This is a genomic window from Candidatus Methylacidiphilales bacterium (genome assembly GCA_033875315.1).
Lineage (GTDB): Bacteria > Verrucomicrobiota > Verrucomicrobiia > Methylacidiphilales > CAZTYG01 > JANRJG01.
Genome location: JANRJG010000030.1, coordinates 1 through 18,455, shown reverse-complemented (window position 1 = coordinate 18,455; position 18,455 = coordinate 1). Strand labels below are relative to the sequence as shown.

Here is an 18,455-nt window from a genome sequence, read left to right as displayed (position 1 = left end):
CCCGGATCCCCGACCCGTCTCCCGGTTATTCGTCCTTCCCTAAACCCGTCGTAGAAGCCCACCAAGGCCTGTTTCTTAATCCTGTTCGCGACTGTCCTTGATGGGAGGAAACTCCCGCCAGTTCCGAAGGTCGTAGTGCCACCATTCCGCCGGCACTCCGCTCCAACCGTTCTGGAACATCGCCTGCCGCAACTTTTCCGCATGGGCCGCCGCCGCCTTGGGTAGGTCACGGAAATCATGATCGGCCAGTGGCGAAAAAACATCGTGGTCCGTCGGCACCGCCACCGGATTCCCTTGGAGATCGGCCAAACCAACATCCACGCTCGTGCCCCGGGTGTGCCGCGATCCCATCCGGGGCGGCGCGACAAAATTGGCGTTCGGCACCGCCTTCCACAAGGCTTCCTGGGCCCACTGTGGACGGTAGGCATCCCAAATCACCAGTTGCAAACCATCGCGTCGCAACCGCTCCTGAACCCGCTTCAGCCGCGCCGCCGCCTCCGGCCGCAAACGGGCCCTGGGGTCGCTGTATATGGCCCGGCCGGTGATGTTGTGCGGCCCCGCGTAGCGCATATCCAAGCGGATTCCCGGAATCGCCTCCGCCAGATCCACCAACTCCGCCCCTTGGAGAAACACCCCGCCTCCGGTAGCCAACACAACCGCTGCCAAAAGTGCTTTCTGGATGGACATCGCCGCAAGCTTGCCGATTGTGGATCCACAACGCACGCCGAAATGACCCAACCGGAGCCCCAAAACGCCATCACCAAGGAGGAACTCGCCTCCCTGCCCCTCTTCCGTTACGAGGGCCCCATCCACCTCATCCGCTCCGACGAAGAACTGGCCCGTCACATCCCCGACCTGCGGAAGGAAAAAGTCATCGGGTTCGACACCGAAACCCGGCCCTCTTTCCGGCGCGGACAATCCTACCTCCCGACGGTCATCCAAATGGCCACCGCCGATGCCGCCTACATCATCCAACTGGCCGAAATCCAAAGCACCGGACTCATCAACGTCATCCTCTCCAGCCCGGACATCCTCAAAACCGGCATCGCCCTCGACCAGGACCTGGTCAAACTCAAGGAACGCTTCCCCTTGGCCGAGCGCAGCATCCTCGACCTCGGCAAAATTGCGGCACGCCAGAAAATCGCCAAAACCGGTTTGCGCAACCTCGCCGGTCTGCTCCTCGGCTACCGCATCTCCAAGCAATCCCAGGTGACCAACTGGGCCGCCGCCGAGCTCACCCCTTCCCAGATCCAATACGCCGCCACCGATGCGTGGATCAGTCGTGAACTTTTCTTCGCCCTCGAACAGCGCTTCCCTGAAGCCCTGCGCGAGGCCATCGAAGAAGCCGTGAAAACGCTCCCACGCTATCTCGATCACGCCTGAATCCAACCGTCCCCTGCCCCCATCCTCTAAGCCCATGAATGCGGTCCATCTGGACAAGGTCTGCAAGCACCTCGGCGGCGCCGAAGTGGTCCGTTCCGTCGACTTGGAAATCCGCCGGGGGGAATTCTTCTCCCTTCTTGGCCCGAGCGGTTGCGGCAAATCCACCACCCTCCGCCTCATTGCCGGCTTCGACCGGCCCTCCTCCGGACGGATCTCCATCAACGGCAAACCCATCAACGGGGTCCCCGCCTACGTCCACGACATCAATCTGGTCTTCCAAAACTACGCCCTCTTCCCCCACCTCACGGTTTTCCAGAATGTCGCCTTCGGTTTGGAAATGCAGAAAAAGAACCCCGCCGACATCCTTGCCGCCGTCACTGAAATCCTCGCCCTCGTCCGCTTGTCCGGCATGGACCAACGCCTCCCGCGCGAACTTTCCGGCGGCCAACAACAGCGCGTCGCCCTCGCCCGTGCCCTCGTCACCCGTCCCTCGGTCGTCCTCCTCGACGAACCTCTCGGCGCCCTCGACCTGAAGCTGCGCAAGGAAATGCAGTTCGAACTCAAGCAACTCCAGTCCACCCTGGGCCTGACCTTCATCTACGTCACCCACGACCAGGAAGAAGCCCTGACCATGTCGGACCGCATCGCCGTCATGCACAAGGGCCGCGTGCTCCAGGTCGGCACACCGGAAGAAATCTACGAGAAACCCGCCACCCGCTTCGTGGCCGATTTCATCGGTGAATCCAATTTTTTCGAGGGCACCATCGTCTCCCGCGATGGCAAATACGTGGTCTTTGCCTCCTCCGGGCTGAACATCAAGGTGTTCCCTGATCACGTCACCACCCCGGGTCCGGAAGGCATTCTCGCCGTCCGTCCGGAAAAAATCTGGATAGGCAAAAACCGGGCCGCCGGCATGGAGAACGTCTTCGCCGCGCACATTGTCGATTCCCTTTACTACGGCACCGACACGCTCTTTCTGGTCAAACTGGACAAGGGCCCGAGCCTCCAGGTCCGCCGCCAGAACCTCAAGGAAACCGGCATCGGCAAGGGCGACGCCGTCTTCGTGGGCTGGCCGGACGAAAGCGCCTACCTCCTGGAATCCGCCGCGGACTGAATCCGGCCGATTCCCTCACTCATCGCATGAGCGAACGATCTTTCCCCGGACTCCGCTTGCTCGCCCTCCCGCTGGCATTCCTGGCCGTCTTCTTCGCCATTCCCTTCGGCATCATCGCCGTGGCCAGTTTCATGAGCCGGGGCAATCCCCTGGAATGGACCCCCGACCTCTCGGCCTACGGACGTGTCATGGACCCGCTCTTGATCAAGGTTTTCTTTCGTTCGGTTTTCATCGCCTCCGGGGCCACCGCCTCCTGTCTGGCCTTCGGATTCCCCCTGGCCTGGTTCATCGTCCGCCAGCCCCCTTCCCGCCGGCGTTTCCTCTATTTCCTGGTCATGATTCCGCTGACCGCAAATTCCCTCGTCCTCACCTATTCCTGGATTGCCATTCTCCGGCAGCAGGGCTTTATGGACCGCTTCTTGCAAAGCCTCGGCTGGTTCGGTGAAGGCCCCTTCGTCCTGCTTTATTCCACTCCGGCCGTCTTCCTGGGCCTCACCTATTGGTATCTCCCGTTCATGGTTTATCCCATTTACGCCAGTCTGGAAAAACTGGATTTCACCCTCGCGGCCGCGGCGGCCGATCTGGGAGCCGGACGCTGGGAAACGTTGCGCCGCATCATCCTCCCCCTCGCGGCCCCCGGCATCCTCACCGGCTGCACCCTGGTCTTCATCCAAACCTTCTGCTCCTTCGTCGTTCCGGACATGCTCGGCGGCGGAAAGGTCGACATGATAGGAAACATCATCCAGAAGCGTTTCCTCTCCCTCCCCCAGGATTGGCCTCTTGGGGCCGCGCTCTCCATGGCACTGCTCGCCCTCATCGGGGGAGCGTTGTTCTTATCCTTCCAACTCACGCGGGAAACCCCCGCCCGGCGTTCATGATGGATTTCCAGCCCCCCCGCCCCCCCTGGAATTGGACCGCCCGGCTGCTCCGGCTCAATGCCCTCGCCGTCTATATCTTCCTCTATGCGCCCATCGTGGTCCTGATTGGTTTCAGCTTCAGTGCCAGCCGCTACAGCGCCGTTTGGGGGGGCTTCTCCACCCGTTGGTACGAAAAACTCTTTTCCAACGTGGAACTCCGCACCGCCCTCGGCCAGACCCTGTTGCTGGCCGGCTCCTCGACCCTCTGCGCCACCGTGCTAGGAACCCTGGCCGCACTCGGACTGGCCAAACTCTCCCGGCGGCTCCAGGGACCGCTCGAAACCGCCTTCTACCTCCCGGTGATCATGCCGGACATTGTGCTCGCCATTTCCCTGCTCGTTTTTTTCAAAACCCTCATGCCCGCCGCCCTCGGACTCCCGGCCATGATCCTGTCCCACATCGCCTTCAACCTCTGCTACGTCGCCGCCGTGGTCGGCACCAGCCTCAAGGGGTTCAACCCGCGCCTCGAGGAAGCCTCCCTCGATCTTGGCGCCACCCCGTGGCAGACTTTTGTCCGGATCAAGCTCCCCCTCATCTGGCCCGGCATCCTCGGCGGCGCCCTCCTCGCCACCGCCCTCTCCCTCGACGAATTCGTCATCGCTTTTTTTGTCAGCGCGGCCGACTCCACCACGCTCCCCCTCCAGATCTACGCCATGCTCAAACGCGGCGTCACCCCGGAAATCAACGCCCTGGCCTCCCTCATGCTCACCGCATCAATCCTGCTTGCCTGTCTCTCGCTCTTCCTGCAAAAAAAATACCCATGACCACCCTCCGCACCCTGGCCCTCCTCGCCTCCCTCCTCATCACCCTGGGTGCTTGCGGCCCCCAATCCGCCCCCACCCCCACCGCCCCCAAGGTCCTCAACCTCTTCATCTGGGAAGAATACCTCGACCCCGCACTCAAGGCCGACTTCGAGAAGGAAACCGGCATCAAGGTGGTCGAAGCCAACTATGGCAGCAACGAAGACATGCTGGCCAAGCTCCAGGCCGGCGGCGGCTTCGATGTCGTCGTACCCTCGGACTACATGGTCCAGGTCATGCGCCGCATGAATCTTCTGGAAAAGCTCGATCACAGCCGCCTGCCCCACCTCGCCAATGTCGACCCGTTTTTCCGCAAGTTCAAATACGACCCCGGCTACGACCACGCCATCCCCTTCCAGTGGACCGCGACCGGCTTCGGCTACAACAGCAAGTCGGTCAAAAACCCTCCCGCCTCCTGGTCCGATGTGCTCGACCCGGTCAAAGCCCGCGCCCTCAAGGGCCGGTTGAGCATGCTCAACGACCCCCGCGAGGTCATCGGCGGCGCCCTCATCTTCCTCGGATTTTCACCCAACACCATCCGACCCGAAGAACTGGCCAAGGCCGAAGCCGTCCTCCTGGCACAGAAGCCCCTCCTGGCCAAATATGACAACGAATCCTTCGAGGACTCCCTCGCCTCCGGCGAAACCCTCGTTGCCCACGGCTGGGCCGGGGAGTTCGCCACCGCACAAACGGACAACCCCGATCTCCGCTTCGCCCTGCCCAAGGAAGGAGCCATCCTCTCCGTGGACAATCTCGCCATCCCGGTCTCAAGCAAAAACCGCGATGCTGCCTATCTTTTCATTGACTACCTCCTCCGCGCCGAGATCGCGGTCAAGGTGGCGGAGTATTCCCTCTACGGTAGCGCCAACGCGGCCGCCCTGCCCCAATTGGCCCCGGAATTGCGCAACGGCATCGGATTCACCCGCCCCGAAGGCTTTGCCTTCCACCAAATCGAGGACCTGGGTGAAAACACCGCGCTCTACGACAAAATTTGGAGCCGGTTGAAGTCCGAGTAGCCCTAGATAGGGACGTCGAACTTCCAGACGACTTGCCAAGGCCTCGCCTGCGTCTAGCTTGGCGGCTATGGTCATTCGCACCCTGCTGCTGCTCACGTTCGGCCTCGCTTCCAGTCTGCCAGCCCAATCCGAGCCCCCGGTCCAGACCGAAGATTACCTACTGCGCCGAGAAACGTTGGTCACCGGACTGACCAATGCCTGGGCCATGGTCAAACTCCCCGACGGCCGCCTCCTCATCACGGAGAAAGCGGGCAAAGTGCGTGTGGTCCAAAACAACCAGCTCCTTCCCGAGCCCGTCGCCAACATCCCGGAAGTCGACCCCGGTGGGCAGGGCGGCCTGCTCGACATCGAACTCCACCCCGACTACCCCCAGAACGGCTGGATCTACCTCGCCTACAGCCGTAAAAAGGAAAAAGGCAGCCTGACCAACATCGTCCGGGCCCGCCTCAAAGACAACGCCCTCACCGATATCCAGCCCGTCTTCGATCCCCCTGATGAGGACTATGTGCACGGTGGAATCCATTTCGGCTGCCGCTTGGAATTCGACAAACAAGGTTACCTTTACTTTTCCCATGGTGACCGCGGCGACAAGACCACCCCGGAAAACCGCGCCCAGCGCCTGGACCACATCGGCGGAAAAATCCACCGGCTTCATGACGACGGCCGCATTCCGGACGACAATCCCTTTGTCAAAACTCCCGGGGCCCGTCCCTCGATTTGGTCCTATGGCAATCGCAACCCGCAAGGTCTGCGCTTCCATCCCGTCACGGGCGACCTCTGGTCAACCGAACATGGCCCACGCGGCGGTGACGAACTCAATCTGATCAAAAAGGGGGCCAACTACGGCTGGCCCCTGGCCTGCTTCGGCATCAACTACAACGGCACCCCCATCACCGACAAAACCGAAATCGAAGGCATGGAATCCCCCGTGACCCACTGGACCCCTTCCATCGCCGTCTCCGCCATCGATTTCTACACCGGTGACCAATTCCCCAAGTGGAAAAACAACCTCCTGGTCGGCTCCCTGGCCCACCAGAAACTCATCCGCATCGTCCTCGACGGGCAGAACAAGGCTGTCCACGAAGAGATCCTGGTCAAGGGTGGCGGGCGCATCCGTGACATCCATTGCTGGGACGACGTTGCCATCCACGTCCTCTACACCGACAAGCTGGTCCGTCTGGTTCCGGAATGAATGTCCAAAACGTGACAGAAGTCTTTTTTTGAAGTGACCAACTGCAGGGGTCAGGTCATGGGGCCATCCGCACTTCCATTTTGTGGGCGATGACGTTCCCACTCTTTTTCCAGTTCCTCTTCGAATCGCGAAGAAAGCCCGGTATGAGTCCCATCATCCTGGAGCGGGACACTTTGGGACGGCTGAGATGGGGATCGGGATGCGCAATCCATGTGAAAATCATAGCACAAAAAAGTCCGCTTTTTCCGGTTTTGACAGCCAAGCCACTTTCCACCACATTGAAGTCAGACCATGGACCGCCAAACCTCCCTCCTTTTGCTGGCTTTTGGCATCATCGGCACCACGCTCGCCGTCGGTGCCCAGCGCACCCACGCGCTCAAGAAAGCCCGCGCCCTCCGCGCCAGCTTCCGCCCCCACTTCCGCGAAGGCTGCTACCTGGTCAAGATCATCGCCGGTCCGAAATGGTCCGTGGGCGAATTCGGCACCTTCGACGCGGCCCAGAACAAAGTCCTGATCGAGGGCGAGGAATTCGACGCGGAAGAATTCGAGTTCATCCTGGCCTGAGCCGGGATGATTCAGTTCAAGTTCAACCTCCAAGACACCAAGTCTCCAAGGAGAACGGATTGGTTTTCTCTGGAAAATCTGATCACCGTTCAGTGAATCCCTTTTTCCCCAATCCGTTGCGTTTCTAATCGGCGACTCTGCGACTCCACGCGGTATTTAGTGCACCGTTCCGGGTTAGAGCCTATCCGGATAGTCTCTAATTCAGCTCGGCAGGAGCCTCGCTCTCCCGCGAACCCTGGCTCTCCGTCACCAAAGCCCCGTGTCGGATGGAATCGGCAATGGATGGCGGAGTGTCGTCGCCTCCGTTGCCGTTGAACAAGGGCGACTCTTCTTTGCGGTTGAGCCGGACCGAGACGATCTTGGAAACCCCGTGCTCTTCCATCGTAACCCCGTAGAGGACATCGGCGCTGCTGATGGTGCGCTTGTTGTGGGTGATGACCACAAACTGGGACTGGGTGACAAAGCGCTGGAGGATGCGGATGAAGCGGTTGATGTTCGATTCGTCCAGCGGCGCGTCCATTTCGTCGAGGAAGCAGAAGGGGCTGGGCTTGACCATGTAGATGGCGAAGAGCAAGGCCACCGCGGTCATGGTCTTCTCCCCCCCGGAAAGAAGGGTGATGGACTGGAGCTGCTTGCCCGGGGGACGGGCCACGATTTCGATACCGCACTCCAGCGGATCGGCATCGTCCTGCAGGTTGAGGTCGGCCTTGCCACCGCCGAACAGTTCGACAAACATTTCCGAGAAGTTGGCCTTGATCTTGGCGAAGGTCTCGGAGAAGAGCACACGGGTGGTCTCATTGATTTTCTTGATCGCCTCATGGAGCTGGTCGCGGGCCCGCAGGAGATCCTTCTCCTGACCTGCAAGGAAGCTGAGCCGTTGTTCCAGTTCCTCGTATTCGGTGATGGCCTCGACATTGACCGGACCCATGCGGTCGATGCGTTCACGCAGTTCGTTGACCTCATTGGCCACGGCCTGCCAGTCGACCGGCTCGACCAGTAACGGGTCCTCTTCTACTTCCACTTCAACCACGCGCTCCGGTTGGGAAACGGGGTCCGCCTCAACCGCTGTTGCAGCCGGATCCGAGCCAGCGTCCGCGGTTTCCGATCCGGCATCCGGGGCCGAGGTTGCTTGACCATTTACCGCGGTCCCCTCCCCTTCCAGGGGAGCGGGAACGGGCAGGGAAGCCAACACATCCTTGGCCGGAGCAGCCAGGGCAACGTCGGCATCGGACGGGGTCCAACGTGCTTTCGGAGCGGGAGTCGCACCCTCCGGTCGGGGGCGTTCCGCCGTGGCGGGGTCCCAGGTGGCCAGATCAATCTCATAGGCCCGGTGGATGCGCTCCACCAAAGCATTGAGGTGCATGCGCTGTTCGGCCACCTGGACTTCCTCGCGCCCACAAATGCCCTGGACTTCCCCGGCTTTGCGGCGTCCGATGCGCGCGGTTTCCTCGATCTCGCCCAGGAGACGCCCGACTTCGCGGCGTTCGTTCTCGCGGATGGCCAGGGTTTGCTCCAACTCACCCGACTGGCGCGCACAGGCCTCGATTTCCTGTTCCGCCCTGCCGGAGTTTTCGAGGCATTCGAGGATGCGGACCTCGTAGGCGCCGATTTCCTGCTCGCGGTCGAGTCTGGCCTTTTCCACTTCCTGGAGCCGGTTTTGTTGGATGACCAGTTCCTGGTGGATGGTCTGGGCCTTCTGTTGCTGGGCGGCCTGGCGGATGCGGGCCTCGGTGACCCGCTGGGAGTGTTCTTCTACTTCCTGGTTAAGCTCACCCAAACGGACGATGAGCGAATCGACTTCCCCGGCCAGGGCCAGACGTTCCGCCTCCATTCCGCGGACCTGGGCCTCGAGCCCGTCGCGTCCGCCCTGTTCACTCGTTTGTTGCTGGCTGAGATGGGTCTTTTCGCGGGAAACCGTCTCACAGGAGTTGCGCCACTCCTGGAGTTGCCGTTCCAGGGCCTCGCATTCGAATCGGGCCGAAACCAGTCCGCCCTCCTCTTCCTGGGATTGCTTGCGGGTGCGGTCCAGGACGGACTCGGCCTCGTCCAAGCGGGCGCGGGCCAGATCGGAAGCGGCTTGGGCTTTTTCCGCTTTTTGTTTGTGACCGGGAAGTTCGGCCTGGAGGACTTTCCATTCCTTCTCTTGCTCGACGATGGCGGCCAGGGCCGAGGAATCGCTACCCCGGATCTGCAGACCATTGCGGAACCAGACTTCGCCGTCGCGGCTGACGATGTGGCACCCGGGGTGAAGTCGACGGAGTTCCTCCGCTTCGGCCGCATCGGCGGCGACGAGGAATTCCTCGAGGATGCGTTCGACCAGGTTGCGGACCCGGGACTGGGCGGTGACGAAGCTCATGGCGGCGCGTGCCGCGTCGATGGAGGAAGCGCGGGCATCCGCCGTCTTGGCCCCGAAAAGGGTCTGGCCCAGGCGCTGGATGAAGGAACGGGATTCGGCCGAGCCCGGGTTTTGGGAAAACAGATCTGCCACCACCACGGTGGCCCCGACACCGCGGATGGCCTCGGTCACCGCACGCAGCGCGTCGGGCGACTCGATGATGAGCGCCTCCCAAGCCGCGCCAAGGGCGCGCTGGATGGCTTTCTCATAGCCCGACTTGATCTCCATGTGATCGAGGAGGGTTCCGGAAATACCCGGACCCTGGAATTTGCCCAGGAGGGTCTTGGTGCTCTCCGAATAACCGGACCGCGAACCCAACACTTCGCTGAGCACATGGTAACGGGCTTCCTTGCGGGTGGCCTCGGATGCGGCCAACTCGGCATCTTTACGGGCCCTTTCCAAAAGTGCCCCGGCCTCGTCGCGGGCGGCGGTCAGCCGGACCACTTCATCGAGACGGTTCTGGTGGGCCTGCTGGTGCTTGTCCAGGCGGGCACGGGACTCGGCCAGTTTGTCCTCCAATTCCCGGCCCCTGGCGGAGAGGATTTTTTCCTCTTCTCCCAGTTTTTCGACCCGGACGATGAAGGAATTCTGCTGGAGTTCGAGGGCGGCGATGCGCTGGCGGGTCGTGTTGAGTTGTTTATCGGTCTGGTTGAGCTTCTGTTCCAGGATGGAACGCTGCTTGAGGTTGTCGGAGACCCGTTTGCGGGCCTCTTCCTGTGCGGTCTGGAGGACGGCAAGCTCCTCGCCCAAGCGGGCAAGGACGGCCTGCATCGAATCTTCTTCTGCCTGCATGCGCGCGACCTGGCCCTGGAGATCGGCCACTTTTTCCCCACTGGCGGCAATTTCAGCGCGGTTCTTTTCCTGGAGGGCAAGGAATTCCGTGATGCGTTCGTCGTTGAAGCGGATGGCCTGGCGGGCTTTTTCCACATTGCTTTCGGCCAGGCTCTTCTGTTGGTGGAGTGCGCGCAGTTCCTGTTCGAGCTGTTCCGCCCGTTGGCGTTTGACCGAGAGGTCGGACTCCTGTTGTTCCAGGTCCTGCTGGATGGCCTTGAACTCCATCTGCAGGCCCTGGACGCGCGATTCTCCGGCATCGAGGCGCGCGCGCATCTCGGCGTAGAGATGGCCGGCCAGGCGGGTGTCGAGGTACTTCAACCGGGTATGAACTTCCTTGAAGCGGCGGGCTTTCCCAGCCTGCCGCTGGAGTGACCCAATTTGGCGGGACAATTCCTTGACGATATCGCCCACGCGGATGAGGTTCGACTCGGTGGCCTCGAGTTTGCGCAGGGCCTCTTTTTTCTGGGACTTGAAGCGGGTGATGCCGGCGGCTTCCTCGAAAACTTCCCGCCGGTCGTCCGGTTTGGCGGAGAGGATCTTGTCGATTTTCCCCTGCTCCATGATGGAGTAGGCCGAGCGTCCGATGCCGGTATCCATGAAAAGGTTGTGGATATCCTTCAGGCGGCAGGGCGTTTTATTGATCTCGTATTCACTCCGACCGTCGCGGAAGACGCGCCGGGTGATGCGGACCTCGTGGAAATCGGTGCCGAGTTCCTTCTCGCACTCGGCGAAGTGCATAGTGACCTCCGCCATGCCCAGGGCGCGGCGGCTGTCGGTACCGCTGAAAATGACATCCTGCATATTGCCGCCGCGGAGGGCCTTGGCCGACTGCTCGCCCAAAACCCATCGGATGGAGTCGAGCACATTGCTCTTCCCGCAGCCATTCGGGCCCACAATCGCGGTCACCCCGCGGTCAAAACTGATTTTCGTGGGCTCGGCAAACGACTTAAACCCCACCACCTCGAGCGATTGCAAATACATCGTCCCATTAAACGTCGGAGGTAGGACGGTGCAAGTAAAACCCACAACTAATAGTGGTCCATTGTGAATAACCCCCCGACCCAGAGTGGTGGCAATCTGTAAGTCGATCTTATACTGGCAACCATTTTACGCGTGACGCCCACGTCAATCCACCTAAGATGCTCAGCATGCGCGTCTTAGTTACGGGAGGAGCAGGATTCATCGGGTCGCATGTTTTGCAAAAACTGCAGGCCCAGGGTCATGAGACGGCCCTGATGGATGAATTCAATGACTTTTACGATCCGGCAATCAAGCGGGCCAATGCCGCCCTGACTGGAGCCCGGCAGTATGCAGCGGATATCCGTCAGGAGCGGGATGTGAACCGGGTGCTGGAGGATTTTCGTCCGGAGGCCCTCATCCACCTGGCCGCACGGGCCGGGGTCCGGCCTTCGCTCGAAGAACCCCAGCTTTACATCGACACCAACGTCACCGGTACCCTCAATCTCCTCCAAGGCATGAAGGCCCATGGCATCCGCCGCATGGTCTTCGGTTCCTCCAGTTCCGTTTACGGTTGCAACACCAAGGTGCCTTTTTCCGAAGAGGACCCGATCTCCCGCACCATCTCGCCTTACGCCGCCACCAAGGTCGCGGGCGAGCACCTCTGCACGGTTTTCAGCCATTTGTACGATCTCGACATCGTGGCCCTCCGCTTTTTCACCGTCTACGGTCCCCGCCAACGGCCCGATCTGGCCATCCACAAGTTCACCCGGGCCATTTGGGAGGGCAAATCCATCGACCAGTTCGGCGACGGCTCGACCCGGCGAGACTACACCTACGTCGACGATATTGTGGACGGCGTGACCAAGGCCCTGCACCACCCGGTCCGGGGCTACGATGTCTTCAACCTGGGCGAAAGCCGCACGGTCGAATTGCGCGAACTCATCCGCCTGATTGAGACCGCGCTCGGTCGCAAAGCGCAGATCTGCCACAAGCCCGAGCAACCGGGCGACGTCCCCATCACCTTTGCCAACATCGACAAATCGCGCCGCGTGCTAGGCTACGATCCGCACATCCAGATCGAAGAAGGCATCACCCGCTTTGTCGATTGGTTCAAGAAAACCCAGACAGGACCGGCATGAAAGCGGCCCTGCCCCTGTTGCGCGACCTGATCAGGATTCCAAGTGTGAATCCGTCAGGCGATCCGGGGGTGGACAACCCGGGTGAGGCCGCCCTCGCCCTTTTCCTCAAAGACCGGCTCGAGCGTCTGGGCGCACGCGCACGCCTCCAATCCGTCCTTCCCGGCCGCCCCAATGTCATCGGCGTCTTCCGCCCGGATGGGAAGATCCACACCCGCATCCTGCTGGCCCCGCACACCGACACCGTCAGCGTGGTGGGAATGACCGTCAAACCCTTCGACCCCGTGGTCCGCAACGGTCGCGTCCATGGACGTGGCGCCAGCGACACCAAGGGCCCGATGGCGGCCATGCTGACCGCCCTGGCCCGGGTGACCCGTTCCAGGGAATGGAAAAAATCCGGGGTGGAATTCACCTTTGCCGGCTTGATGGGGGAAGAGGCCGGCAACGACGGGGCCCATGCCTGGGCCCGGGTCTGCCCGAAATACGACCTGGTCATCGTTGGCGAACCGACGGAAATGAAAGTGGTGCATGCCCACAAGGGAGCGCTCTGGCTGAAATTGAAAACCCGAGGCCGGGCCCGCCACGCTTCGCTTTCGACCGCCGACGACAATGCCCTTTATCATCTCATTCCCGCCCTGGAGTATTTCCGCGATTCTTTACCGGCGCAACTGGACCGGATGGTCCATCCGGTGCTCGGGCGTCCCAGTGCCCAGATCACCGTGCTCAAAGCCGGAACCAAGGTCAACATCAGCCCGGAATTCGCCGAGGCCCTGGCCGATATCCGCACCGTCCCGGGCATGAAGGGCAAATCCTTCACCGCCCATCTCCGCAGGGAGCTTCCCGATCCCATTGTTCTGGAAATCACGGGCGAGTCCCAGCCCCTCGACACCGACCCGGGGGACCCACGGGTGGCCCGGCTCATCCGTCTGCTCCGGGGTCCGGCCACGGCCCCCTGGTTTTGCGATGCCGGGATTTTCTCGGCCGCGGGCATGCCCGCGGTGGCCGCCGGCCCGGGCTCGATCCGCCAAGCCCATACCGCCGACGAATGGATTTCCGTCAAAGCCCTGGAAGAGGGCACCGACCAGATGACGCGAGCGCTGGCCGCCTTCTGCAGTTCCTGATCCCCCGGCCGATCAACCGGGCGGCAATTGGAGGAGTCAAGATCAATACTTCAGTCGTTCTTCGTAATTCTCGTTGAACTGCCGTTCCACCCCGCGCTCGTAGCGCGCATCATCCTCCGGTTCACCACGCCTCGCGGCGCATCCGGAGAGGAGGACAAGGGCAAGCAAACCCATCAAGGCAACCGCGGCAAGGTTTCGGTCTGATTTCATGGGATGTGTTCCAGTAGCTCCTGCAAAACGCGGTGGGCCGGACGGTTGGTGTCGAGGGTGGTGATCTTGTCACCGAATACCTCGCGCATGCCGGGCAGGGCTGCGCGGTAAACCTGCAGACGCGTCCGGACAATCTCCTCGCTGGCATCGTCGGCCCGCCCTTCCTTGACGGCACGACCGCGGATGCGATGGAAGATTTCCTCGTCGGTGCAGAGAAATTCAAAGGTCACCAGGACATCCATCTGCTCGGCAACCACACGGGCCTGGGCGGGGGTGCGTGGCACACCGTCGAGGACCAGGATTTGCTGGTCGGGTTGGTAGGTGCCCCCGGCGAGAAGCGACTTCATACAATCGTCAAAAAGGCGTAATGCGATCGCATCAGGCACCAGCAGCCCGCGGGATGTTTTCTGGAACATGTCCTGCATCAGGTCGCGCTCGGCTTGGTCACGCGACACGCGGGTTCGGAAAGCATGGCCCATGGAAAAGTGAAGAAACCCGGGCAGCAGGCCCAGCACCTTGCCGAAGGTGCCCTTGCCCGAGGCGGGCGGGCCGATGAGAACAATGGCGCGTGCTTTCATGGGTTGGGCGCGGAAGTTGGAGTGGGGGCAGGGTTGGGAATGGATGCCGCCGCAGGTTCGAGGTATCTTTCCATCCCGGGAAACTGGGCCGCGTTTTCACCTGCCTGGTAACGCTTGACCAACTCGCGCTCGATTTGCTCCTGGGCGCGCATATCCCAGCGGGCGTATTCGTCCTTGAGTTCCCCGTATTGGCGCTTGTTGGTGTTGCGGTCGAGCCGGTCCCCTTTTTCCTGGAGGTAGCGGCTGTTTTTCTCCTGCAACCCCGCGCGGAGTTCTTGCAAGCGCGAGGTGCGCTCATAGGGAATACTGGCGATCGGATTGGGGTTTTCTTTCAAGGTTGAGCAGGAGGAAACGCCGAATAGCAGGGGGAAAAGCATCAGAACCGAGAAGCGCATAGACTCTTTATGGCACATCCGGGATGTTTGAAAAGCCCGGCAAGCACCCAGCAGCTCAGGAGCGGGCCAAGGTCAGCAGGAGCAGCAGGAACCGGAGCGTCCAACCGGCCGTGCGGATCCAGTTCGTGGCGATCAAACGGGCCGCCACCGCGGGGTCGAATCCCCGGGCGAGACGGTGATGGGCCGGAATGGAAAAAAACACCGTTGTCCCCCAGATCAACACCAGTAACGCCAGTCCGGCCAGGATGTCAGGTCTCTCCAAACGAGACGGAACCAGCGCCACCGCGAGAATCGCGCAGGCGGTTTCACCCAGGATGGGCGGGCCCACCACCATGCCGGTCATGCCCGTGTGGCGGTCATGGAAGCCCCGCCAATGGTCCTCCCGCACGCGAACGAAGGACGGGTAGTGCACCAACTGCACATACCAGATGATGCCGAACATGGTCGCCGTACAAGCGAACTGCAAGAGATCAAGCAGTCGGCAAAGGGTCGCGGTTTCCGGGCTCATGCCTTGAAATCACGGCCGCAAAACTGGAGCGCCCCGATGAAGAGGAAGGAAGCGTTGATGCCGCCGAGGTAGAACACGGACTCAAGGATGCGCCAGGCGTCGATATGCGGGTCGAAGAGGTGGACCCAGACCGACATGTGGTAGGTCAGCAGCCAGCCATGGATACTGGAAAAGAACGGCATCAACTGGAGCACCATGTCGAGGAAGAGCAGGGTCAGAGCGACAATGCTGGCCGCGGCCGGCTTCATGTTGAAGCAGGAGAAACAGAAGGCCATCACCGTGATGGTCAGGGTGAGATAAGACAACAAGCCGGTGGCGAGAGCATAACGCCACAGGGCTTCTCCCGGACCGAACAGTCCGAAGACCCCCTGGAGCGGGGCATAGACAAAGAGGTTCCCCATGCCCTCATAGGCCACCCCGACGATGAGGGACGTGGTGGTGATGAAGACCATGAGCACGGCGGTGTAGACCGCGCAGGCGGCGAACTTGACCCCAATGACACGCAGGCGCGACACCGGCCGGCTGAGGATCATGCGCAAGGTGCCATCCTCCACTTCCTTGGCCACCACATCCCCGGCGATGAGTGAGAGGTAGAGCGAACCGAGGAAAAAGATGGTGTTGGTCATCATCAGGAAGGCGAGGGTCATGCCGGAGTAGTAGTCCTGGAAGAGGAAACCGCTGCCTTCGAGCGTCCGGGCGATCGCGCGCTGGGCACTGGGGAGCTGGAGCAGACCGAGGATGGCGATCTCGGTCGCGAGGAAGGCCCCGAAGCCGATGTAGGTCCGCTTGCGGGAAAAAAGCTTGGTCAGCTCCCCGGTGAATTGCCGCCACAGGAGTTTCATGCCCCCTCCTTGCGCCCGTGGATTTGGCGCAGGTAAAAGTCCTCCAGATCGGCCTCTTTCTCACCAAGATGCTCCAGATGGTGGCCCGCCTCCACCAGTACCCGGGCACAGTCGGCCAGGGATACCCCCTGCACGAGGACATGACCGCCCGGCGCCTGGGCCAACATGTTCTTTTCCACCAGGAGAGAAAGCGAGACAGTGGTACGGTCGGTGCGGATGTCGACCTGGCCGGCGACGTGGCCCAAGGCGCGCCAGTCCCCGGCGAAGACGAGACGTCCTTGACGGAGAATGGCCAGCTCACGGCAAAGGCGCCGGACTTCGTCTAGCTGGTGGGAACACAGCAGGATGGTCATCCCTTCCTCGCGGTTCAGCCGCAGAACCATCTCACGCATCTCGGCAATGCCCTCCGGGTCGAGCCCGTCACCGGGTTCATCCAGGATGAGGAAATCCGGGTCCGGAAGGAGGGCCTGGGCCAGGGCCAACCGCTGGCGCATACCGTGCGAATACTTGCCGACCGGGTCATCGATGCGCCCGATCAACCCGACCTTGGCGATGATGGCATCAAGGGCCGAAGGCGGACAGATGGCGGAGTAGGCCGTGAATATTTCCAAGTTACGGCGACCGCTGAGGTATTCGTAAAAGCAGGGGGTTTCGAAGATGGCCCCGACCCGGGCCAGGGCCTGTTGGCGCGAGCGGAAGACATCGTGGCCGGCCACCCGGAGGATTCCCGCATCGGGGTGGATCTGGCCCAGGACCGCCCCGATGGTGGTGCTTTTCCCGGCGCCGTTGTGGCCGAGGAGGCCGTAGAGCGAACCCCGGGGCACCTGGAACGAAACGTCCTGAACGGCCATGCGCTCGCCGAAACGCTTGCCCAATCCGGAGATTTCCAACATGGGTTCAGCGGCTGGCACGGACACTCCCGTCTGCGTATAGGATGTTGCTGGTGCGGCCCCGGTCGTGGAAGGCCTCTTTGTCGACCACCAGCGGGATCTGGGAAAGGCTCGACTGATTGGTCAGAGGAAATTCCAAACCGGGAAGGCGCAGGTTCTTGCTTCCATCGGGTTGGATAACGGGAAGATAGTTCCAGAAGTAACTGCAGCCGGTTGTCTCAAAAAGCTTTTTGGCATCGCCCGGGCAACGGAAAACGGCCGCCTCCCCTCCCGTGTAGGGCAATAGGACGGTGTCGAGGACGGGCACGTTTTCGGAAAGACTGTGACGCCCGGCGACGATATCGGGCAATTGCTGTTCGTGATCGGCGGCAAAGGCCTGGAGGGCCAGACCGATCTGCCGCAGGTTGGAAACACACTGGGTGGCACGGGCACGCTCCCCGGCGGCACCCAAGGCCGCCAACCCCAGCAGCGCCAGGATGGACAGCACAGTGAGGGCCGCGAGCAGTTCCACCAAAGTGAATCCTTTGCGGCGAGGAGGCGGGGTGGATTCTGCCTTCACGGGTGACGGTAGGAACGGAGGTTCTGCTGGATCTGCTCGATGACCGGGGCCAGGTCGAGTTTGGTTTCGGCGGAGGCCGTTTTGAGGTAACTTTGGAAACCTTGTTCGACCACCTGTTGCAAGGTACCGTCCTCGATCCGGGCCTGGGTGCGGGACCAATCGGCTCCGCGCGCCATGTCGTCGGCTTTGCGAAGATCGTCCAAGGCGCGCTCAACCGCGGCTTTGCGCTCGGTGGGCTCCATTTTATTGAAGACTTCAAGTATCTGGTTGAATCCCTGCGGCAGAGTGGCATCCAGGAAAGCCCGGCGCTCGACGTCGCTCATGGCTTCAAACGTGCCGTCCAAACCCCGGGCCAGGGCCAGTTGGCGCCGTTCTTCAAATGATAGGCGGTTGACGGTCGAAGCCAGATCCGCGAGGTAACCCGGGCGGTCTTGGGGGGGGAGCGAGGCCAGAGGCTGGGCAGCGGTGCGATCGATGATGGCTTGGGCGGTGGCCTTCCGGGTTTGGGCCGTGGTTTTGAGTCCCCAAAAAACGCCCCAGATGACGACCAAACCCAGCACGCCCAGAATCCATCCTTTGATTTTCACACCCCACGGATACGCCTGTTTGCCCGCTTTGCAAAGAAATCGCCCTGTGGCCCCCTTGACGAAAAGCCCGCGTTGGATACCTTGAGCGCGTATGAACAAAATCCTCCTCCTCCTCACCGGTATCGCGTTCGTTTCCCTCTCCACCGTCCAAGCGGGCGGAAGTGGATGCTCGGGCTGCGGCGACAAAGACAAAAAAGAAGAAACCAAAAAAGAAGACGGCAAGAAGTCCTGATCTGCTGGTATCTTCTTCACACAAAAAAACCCTCCCTTGAACGGGAGGGTTTTTTTGTGCCTACCGTTCATCCGGTCGGCCTTAGAGCATTTTGCATTTAATTAGCTTCGTAAAAGCTGTACAGTGTTGGTGGTATCCCGTAGAAGATTGGGATGAAATCCTACAGTGCTGATTTGCGGGCCAAGATTATCAAGCGTCGTTCCAAGGGGGCGAGTGCGGCGG

General features: G+C 61.3%; 20 protein-coding genes. 10 read left to right on the top strand and 10 right to left on the bottom strand.

Annotated features, from left to right (window positions below):
- Positions 1 to 75 precede the first annotated feature (75 nt).
- Positions 76 to 687 carry a M15 family metallopeptidase gene (locus tag SFU85_09315; GenBank protein MDX6766978.1) on the bottom strand — a complete coding sequence of 204 codons (612 nt, stop codon included), beginning with the start codon at positions 685 to 687 and terminating at the stop codon, positions 76 to 78.
- A 42-nt stretch (positions 688 to 729) separates the two neighbouring features.
- On the opposite strand from SFU85_09315, the gene SFU85_09310 reads away from it, so the two are divergent.
- The 7 genes from SFU85_09310 to SFU85_09280 all read left to right on the top strand — a co-directional run bounded on the left by SFU85_09310 (position 730) and on the right by SFU85_09280 (position 6,986).
- On the top strand, positions 730 to 1,383 hold the full coding sequence (locus tag SFU85_09310) for a 3'-5' exonuclease (protein MDX6766977.1): 654 nt from the start codon (positions 730 to 732) through the stop codon (positions 1,381 to 1,383).
- A 34-nt stretch (positions 1,384 to 1,417) separates the two neighbouring features.
- The gene (locus SFU85_09305; GenBank protein ID MDX6766976.1) at positions 1,418 to 2,497 is read left to right on the top strand and encodes an ABC transporter ATP-binding protein; all 1,080 of its coding nucleotides are present in this window, start codon (positions 1,418 to 1,420) and stop codon (positions 2,495 to 2,497) included.
- Positions 2,498 to 2,523: 26 nt separating this feature from the next.
- Positions 2,524 to 3,375, top strand: coding sequence for an ABC transporter permease (locus tag SFU85_09300; protein ID MDX6766975.1), 852 nt, complete (start codon positions 2,524 to 2,526; stop codon positions 3,373 to 3,375).
- Positions 3,372 to 4,178 carry an ABC transporter permease gene (locus SFU85_09295; GenBank protein ID MDX6766974.1) on the top strand — a complete coding sequence of 269 codons (807 nt, stop codon included), beginning with the start codon at positions 3,372 to 3,374 and terminating at the stop codon, positions 4,176 to 4,178. Before SFU85_09300 ends, SFU85_09295 begins: the two co-directional genes overlap by 4 nt.
- The gene (locus SFU85_09290; protein ID MDX6766973.1) at positions 4,175 to 5,230 is read left to right on the top strand and encodes a spermidine/putrescine ABC transporter substrate-binding protein; all 1,056 of its coding nucleotides are present in this window, start codon (positions 4,175 to 4,177) and stop codon (positions 5,228 to 5,230) included. The genes SFU85_09295 and SFU85_09290 overlap by 4 nt, the downstream gene beginning before the upstream one ends.
- A 67-nt stretch (positions 5,231 to 5,297) precedes the next feature.
- Positions 5,298 to 6,422, top strand: coding sequence for a PQQ-dependent sugar dehydrogenase (locus tag SFU85_09285; protein ID MDX6766972.1), 1,125 nt, complete (start codon positions 5,298 to 5,300; stop codon positions 6,420 to 6,422).
- Positions 6,423 to 6,713: 291 nt separating this feature from the next.
- The gene (locus SFU85_09280; protein ID MDX6766971.1) at positions 6,714 to 6,986 is read left to right on the top strand and encodes a hypothetical protein; all 273 of its coding nucleotides are present in this window, start codon (positions 6,714 to 6,716) and stop codon (positions 6,984 to 6,986) included.
- Between the two features lie 196 nt (positions 6,987 to 7,182).
- Here the strand turns inward: SFU85_09280 and smc are convergent, their stop codons facing one another.
- Positions 7,183 to 11,196, bottom strand: a complete 4,014-nt coding sequence (gene smc, locus SFU85_09275; protein ID MDX6766970.1) for a chromosome segregation protein SMC — start codon at positions 11,194 to 11,196, stop codon at positions 7,183 to 7,185.
- Positions 11,197 to 11,363: 167 nt separating this feature from the next.
- On the opposite strand from smc, the gene SFU85_09270 reads away from it, so the two are divergent.
- Together SFU85_09270 and SFU85_09265 are read left to right on the top strand one after the other, a co-directional pair.
- A complete protein-coding gene (locus SFU85_09270) occupies positions 11,364 to 12,314 on the top strand; it encodes an SDR family NAD(P)-dependent oxidoreductase (GenBank protein ID MDX6766969.1) in 951 nt (316 codons plus the stop codon).
- Entirely contained in the window at positions 12,311 to 13,432 is a 1,122-nt protein-coding gene (locus SFU85_09265) for a M20/M25/M40 family metallo-hydrolase (protein ID MDX6766968.1), read from the top strand. Before SFU85_09270 ends, SFU85_09265 begins: the two co-directional genes overlap by 4 nt.
- Before the next feature lie 42 nt (positions 13,433 to 13,474).
- Here SFU85_09265 and SFU85_09260 read toward each other — a convergent pair whose 3' ends face one another.
- From SFU85_09260 to SFU85_09225, 8 genes are read right to left on the bottom strand one after another with little or no spacing between them, the layout of a single operon-like run.
- Positions 13,475 to 13,642, bottom strand: a complete 168-nt coding sequence (locus SFU85_09260; protein MDX6766967.1) for a hypothetical protein — start codon at positions 13,640 to 13,642, stop codon at positions 13,475 to 13,477.
- Positions 13,639 to 14,220, bottom strand: coding sequence for a nucleoside monophosphate kinase (locus SFU85_09255; protein MDX6766966.1), 582 nt, complete (start codon positions 14,218 to 14,220; stop codon positions 13,639 to 13,641). The genes SFU85_09260 and SFU85_09255 overlap by 4 nt, the downstream gene beginning before the upstream one ends.
- Positions 14,217 to 14,615 (bottom strand): hypothetical protein, encoded by a 399-nt coding sequence (locus SFU85_09250; GenBank protein ID MDX6766965.1) that lies wholly within the window; start codon positions 14,613 to 14,615, stop codon positions 14,217 to 14,219. The genes SFU85_09255 and SFU85_09250 overlap by 4 nt, the downstream gene beginning before the upstream one ends.
- 55 nt (positions 14,616 to 14,670) lie before the next feature.
- Complete coding sequence (locus SFU85_09245) at positions 14,671 to 15,123, bottom strand: hypothetical protein (protein MDX6766964.1); 453 nt, start codon at positions 15,121 to 15,123, stop codon at positions 14,671 to 14,673.
- A complete protein-coding gene (locus tag SFU85_09240; protein ID MDX6766963.1) occupies positions 15,120 to 15,965 on the bottom strand; it encodes an ABC transporter permease in 846 nt (281 codons plus the stop codon). The genes SFU85_09245 and SFU85_09240 overlap by 4 nt, the downstream gene beginning before the upstream one ends.
- A complete protein-coding gene (locus SFU85_09235) occupies positions 15,962 to 16,876 on the bottom strand; it encodes an ABC transporter ATP-binding protein (GenBank protein ID MDX6766962.1) in 915 nt (304 codons plus the stop codon). The genes SFU85_09240 and SFU85_09235 overlap by 4 nt, the downstream gene beginning before the upstream one ends.
- Entirely contained in the window at positions 16,863 to 17,414 is a 552-nt protein-coding gene (locus tag SFU85_09230; GenBank protein ID MDX6766961.1) for a prepilin-type N-terminal cleavage/methylation domain-containing protein, read from the bottom strand. The genes SFU85_09235 and SFU85_09230 overlap by 14 nt, the downstream gene beginning before the upstream one ends.
- Positions 17,411 to 18,001 carry a hypothetical protein gene (locus tag SFU85_09225; protein ID MDX6766960.1) on the bottom strand — a complete coding sequence of 197 codons (591 nt, stop codon included), beginning with the start codon at positions 17,999 to 18,001 and terminating at the stop codon, positions 17,411 to 17,413. The genes SFU85_09230 and SFU85_09225 overlap by 4 nt, the downstream gene beginning before the upstream one ends.
- Positions 18,002 to 18,092: 91 nt before the next feature.
- Here SFU85_09225 and SFU85_09220 point away from each other — a divergent pair, with 91 nt between their 5' ends.
- Entirely contained in the window at positions 18,093 to 18,233 is a 141-nt protein-coding gene (locus SFU85_09220; protein MDX6766959.1) for a hypothetical protein, read from the top strand.
- The last annotated feature ends 222 nt before the right edge of the window (positions 18,234 to 18,455 follow it).

What these genes read in the sequence shown, in the direction of transcription:
- SFU85_09315 (MDX6766978.1), bottom strand. Translation starts at nt 687, where the DNA reads ATGTCCATCCAGAAAGCACTTTTGGCAGCGGTTGTGTTGGCTACCGGA.
- SFU85_09310 (MDX6766977.1), top strand. Translation starts at nt 730, where the DNA reads ATGACCCAACCGGAGCCCCAAAACGCCATCACCAAGGAGGAACTCGCC.
- SFU85_09305 (MDX6766976.1), top strand. Translation starts at nt 1,418, where the DNA reads ATGAATGCGGTCCATCTGGACAAGGTCTGCAAGCACCTCGGCGGCGCC.
- SFU85_09300 (MDX6766975.1), top strand. Translation starts at nt 2,524, where the DNA reads ATGAGCGAACGATCTTTCCCCGGACTCCGCTTGCTCGCCCTCCCGCTG.
- SFU85_09295 (MDX6766974.1), top strand. Translation starts at nt 3,372, where the DNA reads ATGATGGATTTCCAGCCCCCCCGCCCCCCCTGGAATTGGACCGCCCGG.
- SFU85_09290 (MDX6766973.1), top strand. Translation starts at nt 4,175, where the DNA reads ATGACCACCCTCCGCACCCTGGCCCTCCTCGCCTCCCTCCTCATCACC.
- SFU85_09285 (MDX6766972.1), top strand. Translation starts at nt 5,298, where the DNA reads ATGGTCATTCGCACCCTGCTGCTGCTCACGTTCGGCCTCGCTTCCAGT.
- SFU85_09280 (MDX6766971.1), top strand. Translation starts at nt 6,714, where the DNA reads ATGGACCGCCAAACCTCCCTCCTTTTGCTGGCTTTTGGCATCATCGGC.
- smc (MDX6766970.1), bottom strand. Translation starts at nt 11,196, where the DNA reads ATGTATTTGCAATCGCTCGAGGTGGTGGGGTTTAAGTCGTTTGCCGAG.
- SFU85_09270 (MDX6766969.1), top strand. Translation starts at nt 11,364, where the DNA reads ATGCGCGTCTTAGTTACGGGAGGAGCAGGATTCATCGGGTCGCATGTT.
- SFU85_09265 (MDX6766968.1), top strand. Translation starts at nt 12,311, where the DNA reads ATGAAAGCGGCCCTGCCCCTGTTGCGCGACCTGATCAGGATTCCAAGT.
- SFU85_09260 (MDX6766967.1), bottom strand. Translation starts at nt 13,642, where the DNA reads ATGAAATCAGACCGAAACCTTGCCGCGGTTGCCTTGATGGGTTTGCTT.
- SFU85_09255 (MDX6766966.1), bottom strand. Translation starts at nt 14,220, where the DNA reads ATGAAAGCACGCGCCATTGTTCTCATCGGCCCGCCCGCCTCGGGCAAG.
- SFU85_09250 (MDX6766965.1), bottom strand. Translation starts at nt 14,615, where the DNA reads ATGCGCTTCTCGGTTCTGATGCTTTTCCCCCTGCTATTCGGCGTTTCC.
- SFU85_09245 (MDX6766964.1), bottom strand. Translation starts at nt 15,123, where the DNA reads ATGAGCCCGGAAACCGCGACCCTTTGCCGACTGCTTGATCTCTTGCAG.
- SFU85_09240 (MDX6766963.1), bottom strand. Translation starts at nt 15,965, where the DNA reads ATGAAACTCCTGTGGCGGCAATTCACCGGGGAGCTGACCAAGCTTTTT.
- SFU85_09220 (MDX6766959.1), top strand. Translation starts at nt 18,093, where the DNA reads ATGAACAAAATCCTCCTCCTCCTCACCGGTATCGCGTTCGTTTCCCTC.